The sequence below is a fragment of the Pantoea sp. DY-5 genome, assembly GCF_019795955.1.
Lineage (GTDB): Bacteria > Pseudomonadota > Gammaproteobacteria > Enterobacterales > Enterobacteriaceae > Pantoea > Pantoea leporis.
Window position 1 is genome coordinate 134,828 of the sequence record NZ_JAIMIE010000009.1, and the last position, 10,711, is coordinate 145,538.

Sequence of the window (10,711 nt, forward strand, 5' to 3'; positions counted from 1 at the left end):
GGCGTTATGACGAAATCCAGGCAGTTCCGTTCCAAACTTCTGCATCCCCGTTATTGGTTTACCTGGTTTGGGCTAGGTGTTCTGTGGCTGCTGGTGCAACTTCCTTACCCCATTCTGATCCGGCTTGGCGCTGGCGCTGGCAAATTGTCACGTCACTTCCTGAAGCGGCGCGAACGCATTACCCGTCGCAATATCGAGCTGTGCTTCCCTCATATTGATGAAGCGAAGAAAGAAGCGATGATCGCCGGCAACTTCGAATCACTGGGTATGGCGCTGGCAGAAACCGGCATTGCATGGTTCTGGTCCGATACGCGCGTACGTCGCTATTTCAACGTTAGCGGTCTCGAAAATCTGCAGCAGGCACAAAGCCACCAGCGCGGTGTGATGGTTATTGGTGTGCACTTTATGTCGCTGGAACTTGGCGGCCGCATTACTGGTTTATGCCAGCCAATGATGGCGATGTATCGTCCACATAATAATCAAGCGATGGAGTGGGCACAGACTAAAGGTCGCATGCGTTCAAACAAAGCAATGATCGATCGTCGCGATCTGCGCGGAATGGTGCAGGCGCTGAAAAAAGGCGAAGCGGTTTGGTTCGCACCGGATCAGGATTATGGCCCGAAAGGTAGCGTGTTTGCCCCGCTGTTTGCTGTTAAACAAGCGGCGACCACCAACGGCACCTATGTTTTGTCTCGATTGGCAAAACCGGCGATGCTGACTATCGTGCTGATTCGTAATCAGGATAAAAGCGGTTATCAGCTGATCATTCAGCCTGAACTTGAAGGCTATCCCTATGAGGACGAAGCCGCTGCGGCAGCGTTTATGAACAGAGTCATTGAGAAAGAGATTCTGCGCGCCCCCGATCAATATTTGTGGCTGCATCGCCGCTTCAAAACCCGTCCGCCGGGTGAGTCTTCGCTCTATATCTAATGTGTGGACAATGACAATGGAACATACTATTGAGGCTGGCTGGCTGCGGCCTCTGATTGCCGACCGACTCACGCCTTACCTCGAAATTGATGCAGCGCGCCTGCAACGCAACCTGCAACAGATGCAACAAAAAGCCGATGCCGCTGGCGTCACGCTACGTCCTCATATCAAAACCCATAAAAGCGTCTGGATAGCTGAGCACCAGCGAAAGCTCGGCGCGCGCGGCATTACCGTATCTAAACCGAGTGAAGGTATCGCTTTTATTCTCGGTGGCGAACGCGATCTGCTGCTGGCTTACCCAGTTGTGCATGCCGATACGCTGAAAGAACTTTTGGCGGTAGCCGCACAACATAAGGTGCGTATTACCTGCATTGCGGATTGCGCGCATGGCGTGGCAGCAATAGCGGCTGCACATCAGCGCCAGCCCGATTGCCAGCTGGCGTTAGCCATCAAAGTGGATGTGGGATTACATCGTATCGGTGTTGATCCGCACGGCGATGCCGCCGTTACGCTGGCGCAACAGATTCACGATGCGCGCCTCACGTTTGCCGGGCTGGTTTCTCATGCCGGTCACGCTTATGGCGCGGGCAACGCCGCAGCGATTGCCGACGTTGCCCTGCAGGAAATCGCATTGTTGCGTGATCTGCAGCAGCGCCTGATTGCCGCTGGTTTTGCGCACTGCCCGATTTCGGTCGGTTCAACGCCAACGGCATTGGCAGCGCCTGTCGCGCAGGGCAGCGATGAAATCCGCCCCGGCAATTACGCGCTGCTCGATCTCACCGCATGGCGTTTGGGTCTCTGCACGCCAGATGCGTTGGCGCTGAGCGTGGTGACACGCGTGGTGGCGGTCAATCCGCACTTCGCTATTATTGATGCCGGTTCCAAAATGCTCAGTTCTGACAAAGGCCCGCACGGCACCAATGCTAGCGGATTTGGTATCGCCGTGGACGAGCAAGGCAATCATTATGAAGTGTTGAAGCTGTCGGAAGAGCATGGTTTCCTGCAGTACGCAGAGCAGGCGCCCACCGTTGGCGCGCTGCTGCGCATCTTCCCTAATCACAGCTGCGCGGTGGTTGCGCAGTCCGATCGCTTCGTGCTGCGCCATGCTGATGGTGCAGGTAAAGAGCAGGACATTCAGGGGCGCGGCAAGTTTATCTGATTACAGCATTTTCACGGAAACCGCTGCTGTCCCACACTTCCATGACCGGGCCGTTTGCAGCCCGGTATCAGCGTGCTTTAATGACTTCTTGTTAGCTCATCAGGAGGTTCCATGCTGCCATCTCAGACAGTCACACTCACGGTCCCACGCAACTGGTTAGATTTGTATGAAACCATCTGGAAACCGGAATGCTTTGCCAAATGGGCTAGCGGACTAAGCGCCAGTACGCTTACACAGGAAGGGAACAGCTGGAAAGCCAAAGGTCCCGAAGGAACGGTGAAGATTCGCTTTACCCCGCACAATCCATTTGGCGTGATGGATCACTGGATTGATACCGGAACCGGTAAAGAGATTTATATGCCGATGCGGGTGATTGCTAATGAGCAAGGCGCGGAAGTCGTGATGGTGGTTTACCGTCAACCATTCATGTCTGACGAGAAGTTTGCCGAGGATGTTGCATGGGTAAAACGCGATCTGGAACAGCTTCTTCATCTGTTAACTCATTAGAATCAATGGATTATGAAGATCTCACCTCTTTAACGCACGCTGGAATCAATCAATAAAAATCGGTTACTTTTTTGCACAGTAGCGTTTAACTGTTTTGCTCAAACCTTCATGTATTTATCTGCTAATCACCAGTCTGGCTTAAGCATCCTCAGCAGGAAAATTCCTGGTGAGGATGTGCAGAAAAATGCTGAGTACCTCTGATTTATCGAAGTTTTTTCTTTTTTGCTTAATCACCGATTCATTCACCTGTCTGGAATGAAGAAAAGCACTAATAAATAGTAAATCACTCGCCTTATATATTCTGATGCAAATTCTGAAACCATTTATTCCTGCGGTGAATTTATAGGAGTTTTCTGATGGTGTTAATTTAATTAAAACACGGTATAACTCTTTCCACACACAGCAGTAACCTATAATAACAACAGGGAAATAACATGGATCGCTCAACCTATCCTTTGTTATCAGAAAAAGAATTTGTTGAGATTGCCAGTCGGATGCTGGCCGGGGAATATATAAACTCAAAGGGATTTTATAATGATCTTACGGATTTCCTCCGCACAGGAGGAGATACCATTAAGACAACAACACCATTAAGCGCCAGGGGCATCTTAATAAATTCAGAACATCATTTAATTGAACGCATCTTTACGTGGCAAAACCTGAAAGGTATATCAGGGCTACGTCAGGAAGCGCTGCATTGATGTAAGCTGTGCTTTGGCCTGCGGCCAGGGTAAACCCTTAATTGCACTGGTACATGTACCATAATGAGCAGAATATGGCGATAAGAGAAAAAAATCTGGCCAACGCTAAATGGTCAATTTTGTCATCGATTAAAATCGTCGGCATTGGTGTTTTACAACTTTCACTTCTGGCACAAATACTCCAGGCAAACGAGTTAAATTTACTCGCCATTGCTATTGTGATGTTATTGATTATTGACACACTGGCCGATCGCGGATTTGGCAATACCATTATCAGAAGTAACGACCTGAACAATAGCGATCTCTCAATATTGTATTGGGGGAATGTATTAAGCGGACTCGCTATTTTTGCCGCGCTGTTTATTGGCAGCGACATTTCTAGCAGAATAATGAATCAACCCGAAATGGCAATAATGCTGGAAATGATTTCGGTCATCTTCATTATTATTCCGCAGGGACAACATTATCGCGCCATATTACAGCGGGAAAACCAATTTTCGCGCATCGCATTTGCGGAAATAGCTTCTGTGCTGGTGGGATTGGGCGTCACGCTGTTTACCGTGTGGCTAACACCTTCAGTGCTATGCGCCATCTGGGGCTACCTCGCCATGGTATCCATCAGAATGCTGATTTACTGCTACTACGGTCGCTCTTGGTTCCAGCCAGAATACCGTTTTAGCCTGAAAAGTTTCGCTAACGTGCGAGCAAGAAACGGATAATAAAAACAAGTCTGTATGGTGGGCTCTGGGCATCTGAAAAGATGCGTTCGCGTGCTGGTCGCCAGCACGCTTTTTTCTTTTTAGGCTTCCAGTAACTCTTCCAGTGACTGAAAACTGAGTTCATTTAACTTGCCGTTACGCTGCAAACGCAGCCAACTCACTATCATGCGTAACTCATCAATCACCATGTAGAGATCGGCCATATCATTCTTGCTTTTGACCTGCAGCCGCGCCAGTGCATTGAGTTTGTGTGCATTCACTGTTTTATGACTGATGCCCAGGCGAATTCCGATGTGCTCAATGCTGTAACCCCACGCCATCATCAGTAGCACCCGTAATTGCCTGTCTGGCAGAAGAATATCCGCGCCTTCAACTAACTGAATTTGGGCATTAGTATTGATGCTGGTGAGAAGACGGCTGGAAAGTATCTGACGAGAGGATTTTAAGTCCAACACCGTGAGCGAAGGCAGGTAACGACTGAGCGCATGCATCAGCGGTAACAAACGCCGCGTGAGCACCACGATTTGCATCGCGGGAAACTGCTGCTGTAAGGCGTAAAGTACTTTTAAAGTGCCGGTTAGCGGCATATTTTCATGAAAGATACACACCAGCAAACGCGGTTTCATCTTTTCGCACTTCGCCATGACCGTGCTGAGAGACCATAGCTCATGCAGCTGACACGCAACGGGTAACGTGGACAAAAGACTCTCCAGCCCCAGCGCCGCCAGTTTGTCAGAGGAGAAAAAGAGAATGTCTTCGTTGCGAGTTTTCATGCCTGTCCAATAGTTGCTACGCGTGATACCTGAGAGCGGAAAGCCGGATTTATTTGCCAGTAATCACGTACGACACAAACTGGATGGAACTTAAGAAGAAAGGCTCTTAGCCTCTTCGCATCATTTATACTTATGCGAAAGGGTCATTAACTACCGATTTATCCCGCCCGCTAAGCCTGTTATCAGGCTCGCCATCAAAATGCCTAATCCGATAGCGCTGTATTTAGAAAATCTCAGTGGTCTACACTCTGGGAAATCTTTAGCCTTGCCGCCAATTTACTGGAGTGCTCTATGTTATTAACCGTTCTCTATATTATTGGTATTACGGCCGAAGCCATGACCGGCGCGCTGGCGGCAGGACGTCGTAAAATGGACCTGTTCGGCGTGATTATCATCGCCTCGGTCACCGCCATTGGCGGCGGTTCGGTGCGTGACATTCTGCTGGGCCACTATCCGCTCAGTTGGGTTAAGAATCCTGAATACATCATGATCGTTGCTGCGGCTGCGGTTGTGACTACCTTTGTCGCACCGCTGATGACGCACCTGCGCAAAGTGTTTCTGGTGCTGGATGCGCTGGGTTTAGTGGTGTTCTCGATTATTGGCGCCCAGGTTGCACTGGATAGCGGGCACGCCTCCATCATTGCAGCCATCGCCGCCGTGATCACCGGCGTATTCGGCGGAGTGCTGCGCGATATGTTCTGCAATCGCATTCCGTTGGTGTTCCAGAAAGAGCTGTATGCCGGTATCGCTTTCGCCTCGGGCTGGATGTATATCCTGTTGCTGAAAACGCCGCTGGCGCATGAAGCGGTGGTGATCATCACGCTACTGTTCGGCTTCTTCGCCCGCTTGCTGGCGCTGCGTTTCCGCCTCGGTTTGCCGATCTTCAACTATCCCCATCCTGAACATTGAATCAGTTGCAGGAATCTCCTGCTGCTGCAGAAAGTGAATCAACTGCTGCAGGTGCGCATCCTGCAGCATCATCACAATCCGTTGTGCCAACACGCTACCGATACCGGGCAGCTGCTGCCAGCTTTCCGCCGTTCGCGTCAGCAACTGCGACCACTGCGCATCCGGTAAAGCCTGTAACGCCGTGCGCGGTAACGGCAAGCCAAGTGCGCTCACCCAGCGCCGCAGCGGCTGTTGGCGCGTCAGGTTAAAGCGGTGCCAGATAAGTTGTGCGCGAGCTGGCGTGATGCCATTGGCCTGCGCAATCTGCTCCGGCGTCAGTGTCAGCCAGGAAAAAAGATGGGTGATAGCCCCGCTATCCAGCAGGCGCTGCCAGCTGCTGCGCTGTACGCCCGCAATATCGAGTACCGACTTCTGGCTGAGCCAGCTGAGGCGAGACAAAAACTGCGCCCGGCAGTCGGCGCTAAAGTGCAGACAGGTTAAGCCGTGGAATTCGCCCTCCTGTGGCGACGCTGGATAATCGCGCTGCGCCACACGCCAAATCACGCGCTCCAGTCGCGGAATGCCTAATCCCGCCAGCGTGAGCGTCACCTCATCACCCGCGATCACATCCAGTTCCCGCCAGCGTCGCAGGGAACCAATGTTTACCCGGCGTACCGTTTTGTCCTCCAGTTGCACCGGTATTAGATCTAGCACCACGGCGATCTTGCCCGTGCGGCCCACATTAAAATCCACTGACAGCACTTCGCTGCTGACTTCTGCTGGTTGATACTTCCATGCCGCTGACCAACTGCCCTGGCCGGGCTGCCAATCGCGCCCTGCGCTGACGGGTGATTGATGGATTACCACGCCGTCGGTGACAAACGGCAGCGATTCGCGGAACCAACGATCGCGCCATACCGCGACCTCTTCTTCATTACTCACCTGACGGCTCCAGCTCTGCGCCAGCCCAAATCCCCATTGTGTGAGTTGTGCCAGACGATCGGGCATCGAATTGGGCCCATCCGGCCACGCCCAGATAAATATACCAAGCTGCTCAAGTAGCGGGCTGTTGTCGTGGCGCATCATCGCTCCCGCCACCTGCGCGCGCGCGTTCTTGCCGCCGTCACGCGCCTGTTGATGATCGGTCATTTGCAGAAACAACTCACCTTGCAGCACCACTTCCTCGCGCAAGGTATCCAGCTGCTGCGGGATGGAGGGAATATGTGCGGATTTGGCCAGCCACTCTTCCCCACGTAAACCATCACCGCGGCTGATTAATGACGCCAACTTACCCTGTCGATATACCAAAGTAACGGCGACGCCATCGACTTTCGGCTGCAGCCATAGCGCAGATTTGTCCTGCATCCAGTACGCCACCGCCAGCTTATCGCGCAATTTGCGCACGCCGGTATGCGCCACCGGATGATGTGTGCTGCCATCGGTGGTAAGTTGTGCATCGTAGGTGGCTTGCGCCGGCGTGAAACAGCGCTGCCACTGCTGTAATCGCTGTTGCAGGCTGTCGTAATCGGCATCGGTCACCAGATTAGTGCCCTGCCGGTAATATGCGTCATCCCACTGCCGTAGCTGGGTTTGCAGCTGTGTGATTTCCTGCCCCGCACGCATCGGCGACCAGTTCGGGCAGAGCGCTTCGGCCCAGCAACCGATGCTGAATAAGCAACACAATAGACTCAGGCATCCTTTCATCTTCGCTCTCCTTTTTTGCTATTGGAAAGCGCAGCGCTGCCATTTACCAGCCATGAAAATTGCGTGCTGGAAACAGATTCAAGGCATTTAATCGCTGTTGCAGCCTGCTACATCAGCCTCTGGCGCGGCTTCACAGAAAAAAGAATTGCCTCAGCCAAGCGGCAAACGCTGCGTGACCACCCCAAGCCGTGTATACTGTGCAGGAAATCGACTCCGCTCTTTACTCAATTCAAGATAACCATGGCTCAAGGCACGCTTTATATAGTTTCCGCCCCCAGCGGCGCGGGTAAATCCAGCCTGATTCAGGCGCTGTTAAAGACACAACCGCTGTACGATACGCAGGTGTCTATTTCTCATACCACCCGTGGCGTGCGTCCCGGTGAAGCTCATGGTGAGCACTACTTTTTCGTCTCTAAGTCCGAATTCGAGACCATGATTGCAGCAGACGACTTCCTCGAACATGCGGAAGTGTTTGGCAATTATTACGGTACGTCACGCGCTGCAATTGAGCAGGTGCTGGCGACCGGCGTGGACGTCTTCCTGGATATCGACTGGCAAGGTGCGCAGCAGATTCGCAAGAAAATGCCTGCCGCACGCAGCATCTTTGTGCTGCCGCCTTCTACCGAAGAGTTGGATCGTCGCCTGCGTGGCCGCGGTCAGGACAGCGAAGAGGTGATTGCCCGTCGTATGCAACAGGCCGTGGCAGAAATGAGCCACTACGCCGAGTATGACTATTTAATTGTTAATGATGATTTCGATCTGGCGCTGTCAGATCTGAAAACCATTATTCGCGCAGAACGTCTGCGTATGGGTCGCCAAAAATCGCGACATGATGCTTTAATCAGCAAACTATTGGCAGTCTGAATTCACTTTCAGTATTATGCCCAGTCATTTCTTCATCATCTGTGGAGTAGCACACCTATGGCACGCGTAACCGTTCAGGACGCAGTAGAGAAAGTTGGTAACCGTTTTGACCTGGTGTTGGTCGCTGCACGTCGTGCACGTCAGATGCAGGTAGGCGGTAAAGATGCGCTGGTTCCGGAAGAGAACGATAAGCCAACCGTTATCGCCCTGCGCGAAATCGAAGAAGGTCTGATCACTACCCAGATTCTGGATGTCCGTGATCGTCAGGAACAGCATGAGCAGGAAGCCGCTGAGTTACAAGCCGTTACCGCTATCGCTGAAGGTCGTCGTTAACAGCACTTCGCAGGTCGCCCTTGTATCTGTTTGAAAGCCTCAATCAACTGATTGAAAAATACTTGCCTGAGGAGCAAATTAAGCGCCTCAAGCAAGCTTATCTAGTCGCGCGTGATGCCCACGAGGGTCAAACACGCTCCAGCGGCGAGCCTTACATCACCCATCCTGTTGCTGTTGCCTGCATTCTGGCCGAGATGAAACTCGACCATGAAACGCTAATGGCGGCGCTGCTGCATGACGTGATCGAAGATACGCCCGCCACTTACCAGGATATGGAACAGCTGTTTGGTAAAAGCGTTGCCGAACTGGTGGAAGGTGTATCCAAGCTCGATAAGCTGAAGTTCCGCGACAAGAAAGAAGCGCAGGCTGAAAACTTCCGCAAAATGATCATGGCGATGGTGCAGGATATCCGCGTCATCTTGATCAAACTGGCTGACCGCACGCACAACATGCGCACGCTCGGCGCGTTACGTCCGGATAAAAAACGTCGTATCGCGCTGGAAACGCTGGAGATTTACAGTCCTCTGGCGCACCGCCTTGGTATTCATCACCTGAAAACAGAACTGGAAGAGCTCGGCTTTGAAGCGCTCTACCCGAACCGTTTCCGCGTGATTAAAGAGGTGGTGAAAGCGGCGCGCGGTAACCGTAAAGAGATGATTCAGAAGATCCTTGCTGAAATCGATGGTCGCTTACAGGAAGCAGGTATTCCCTGCCGCGTAAGTGGACGCGAAAAACATCTCTACTCGATCTACCGCAAAATGCACCTGAAAGAGCAGCGTTTTCACTCGATCATGGATATCTACGCTTTCCGCGTCATCGTGAAAGATCTGGATACCTGTTATCGCGTGCTCGGACAGATGCACAGCTTGTACAAACCGCGTCCCGGACGCGTGAAAGATTACATCGCCATTCCCAAGGCCAACGGCTATCAATCACTGCATACCTCAATGATTGGCCCGCACGGCGTGCCGGTTGAAGTGCAGATCCGTACTGAAGATATGGATCAGATGGCAGAAATGGGTGTGGCAGCACACTGGGCGTATAAAGAGAGCGGCGAAGTCAGCGGCACTACCGCGCAGATTCGTGCTCAACGCTGGCTGCAAAGCTTGCTGGAGCTGCAACAAAGCGCCGGTAGCTCATTTGAATTTATCGAAAGCGTGAAATCCGATCTCTTCCCGGATGAGATCTACGTGTTCACGCCAGAAGGCCGCATCGTCGAATTGCCGGCTGGCGCCACGCCGGTCGATTTCGCCTATGCGGTGCATACCGATATCGGTCATGCCTGCGTCGGCGCACGCGTCGATCGCCAGCCTTATCCGCTGTCACAATCGCTGACCAGCGGTCAAACCATTGAAATTATTACCGCGCCGGGCGCTCGCCCGAACGCTGCCTGGCTCAATTTCGTCGTCAGCTCGAAAGCGCGCGCCAAAATCCGTCAGCTGCTGAAAAACCTCAAACGTGAAGACTCCGTCAACCTGGGTCGTCGTCTGTTGAGCCACGCGCTCGGCGGCAGCAAGAAGCTGGCAGAGATTCCGGTTGAGAACATTCAGCACGAACTTGAGCGCATGAAGCTGACCGCCATCGATGATTTGCTGGCAGAAATCGGCCTGGGCAACGCCATGAGCGTGGTGGTGGCAAAGAACTTGCTGCAGTCAGGCAGTGAAGAGCCGCAGAGCAACAGCAAACGCAAAAAGCTGCCGATCAAAGGCGCGGATGGCGTGCTAATTACCTTTGCCAAATGCTGCCGTCCAATTCCTGGTGACCCGATTGTGGCGCACGTTAGTCCCGGCAAAGGTTTGGTGGTGCATCACGAATCCTGCCGTAACATTCGCGGCTACCAAAAAGAGCCTGAAAAGTTCATGCCGGTTGAGTGGGATAAAGTGACCGACCAGGAATTTGTCGCAGAGATTAAAGTCGACATGTTCAATCATCAGGGCGCACTGGCGAATCTGACCGCGGCAATCAACACTGCCAGTTCCAATATTCAGAGCCTGAATACCGAAGAGCGTGATGGTCGCGTGTATAGCGCCTTTATCCGCCTCACCGCGAACGATCGCGTCCATCTGGCGAATATTATGCGCAAAATCCGCGTAATGCCGGACGTGATCAAAGTTCACCGCAACCGTAATTAGC

11 protein-coding genes are annotated in these 10,711 nt (G+C 52.4%); 9 read left to right on the forward strand and 2 right to left on the reverse strand.

Annotated elements, in window-relative coordinates; translation table 11 throughout:
- Window positions 1-6: 6 nt before the first annotated feature.
- The 5 genes from lpxP (at window position 7) to K5Y30_RS23055 (ending at window position 4,016) form a co-directional block, all read left to right on the forward strand.
- Complete coding sequence (gene lpxP, locus K5Y30_RS23035) at window positions 7-930, forward strand: kdo(2)-lipid IV(A) palmitoleoyltransferase (RefSeq protein ID WP_222186111.1); 924 nt, start codon at window positions 7-9, stop codon at window positions 928-930.
- Window positions 931-946: 16 nt separating this feature from the next.
- Window positions 947-2,089 carry an alanine racemase gene (locus K5Y30_RS23040; RefSeq protein ID WP_222213549.1) on the forward strand — a complete coding sequence of 381 codons (1,143 nt, stop codon included), beginning with the start codon at window positions 947-949 and terminating at the stop codon, window positions 2,087-2,089.
- Between the two features lie 111 nt (window positions 2,090-2,200).
- Window positions 2,201-2,596, forward strand: a complete 396-nt coding sequence (locus K5Y30_RS23045; protein ID WP_176971633.1) for a polyketide cyclase — start codon at window positions 2,201-2,203, stop codon at window positions 2,594-2,596.
- Between the two features lie 434 nt (window positions 2,597-3,030).
- Window positions 3,031-3,297, forward strand: coding sequence for a hypothetical protein (locus K5Y30_RS23050; RefSeq protein ID WP_222186112.1), 267 nt, complete (start codon window positions 3,031-3,033; stop codon window positions 3,295-3,297).
- A 74-nt stretch (window positions 3,298-3,371) separates the two neighbouring features.
- The gene (locus K5Y30_RS23055; protein ID WP_222186113.1) at window positions 3,372-4,016 is read left to right on the forward strand and encodes an oligosaccharide flippase family protein; all 645 of its coding nucleotides are present in this window, start codon (window positions 3,372-3,374) and stop codon (window positions 4,014-4,016) included.
- 80 nt (window positions 4,017-4,096) lie between these two features.
- Here the strand turns inward: K5Y30_RS23055 and K5Y30_RS23060 are convergent, their stop codons facing one another.
- A complete protein-coding gene (locus K5Y30_RS23060; protein ID WP_222186114.1) occupies window positions 4,097-4,789 on the reverse strand; it encodes a LuxR C-terminal-related transcriptional regulator in 693 nt (230 codons plus the stop codon).
- 291 nt (window positions 4,790-5,080) lie between these two features.
- Here K5Y30_RS23060 and K5Y30_RS23065 point away from each other — a divergent pair, with 291 nt between their 5' ends.
- Window positions 5,081-5,698, forward strand: a complete 618-nt coding sequence (locus K5Y30_RS23065) for a trimeric intracellular cation channel family protein (RefSeq protein WP_008109765.1) — start codon at window positions 5,081-5,083, stop codon at window positions 5,696-5,698.
- On the opposite strand, the gene ligB is transcribed toward K5Y30_RS23065, so the two are convergent.
- Window positions 5,612-7,381 (reverse strand): NAD-dependent DNA ligase LigB, encoded by a 1,770-nt coding sequence (gene ligB / locus K5Y30_RS23070; protein WP_222186115.1) that lies wholly within the window; start codon window positions 7,379-7,381, stop codon window positions 5,612-5,614. The two genes, K5Y30_RS23065 and ligB, sit on opposite strands and share 87 nt — an antisense overlap.
- A gap of 240 nt (window positions 7,382-7,621) precedes the next feature.
- Here ligB and gmk point away from each other — a divergent pair, with 240 nt between their 5' ends.
- The 3 genes from gmk to spoT are packed head-to-tail and all read left to right on the forward strand — an operon-like array spanning window position 7,622 to window position 10,710.
- Entirely contained in the window at window positions 7,622-8,245 is a 624-nt protein-coding gene (gene gmk, locus K5Y30_RS23075) for a guanylate kinase (protein ID WP_222186116.1), read from the forward strand.
- Between the two features lie 57 nt (window positions 8,246-8,302).
- A complete protein-coding gene (gene rpoZ / locus K5Y30_RS23080) occupies window positions 8,303-8,578 on the forward strand; it encodes a DNA-directed RNA polymerase subunit omega (RefSeq protein ID WP_007885265.1) in 276 nt (91 codons plus the stop codon).
- Between the two features lie 20 nt (window positions 8,579-8,598).
- Complete coding sequence (spoT, locus tag K5Y30_RS23085; RefSeq protein ID WP_101760709.1) at window positions 8,599-10,710, forward strand: bifunctional GTP diphosphokinase/guanosine-3',5'-bis pyrophosphate 3'-pyrophosphohydrolase; 2,112 nt, start codon at window positions 8,599-8,601, stop codon at window positions 10,708-10,710.
- Window position 10,711 lies beyond the last annotated feature (1 nt).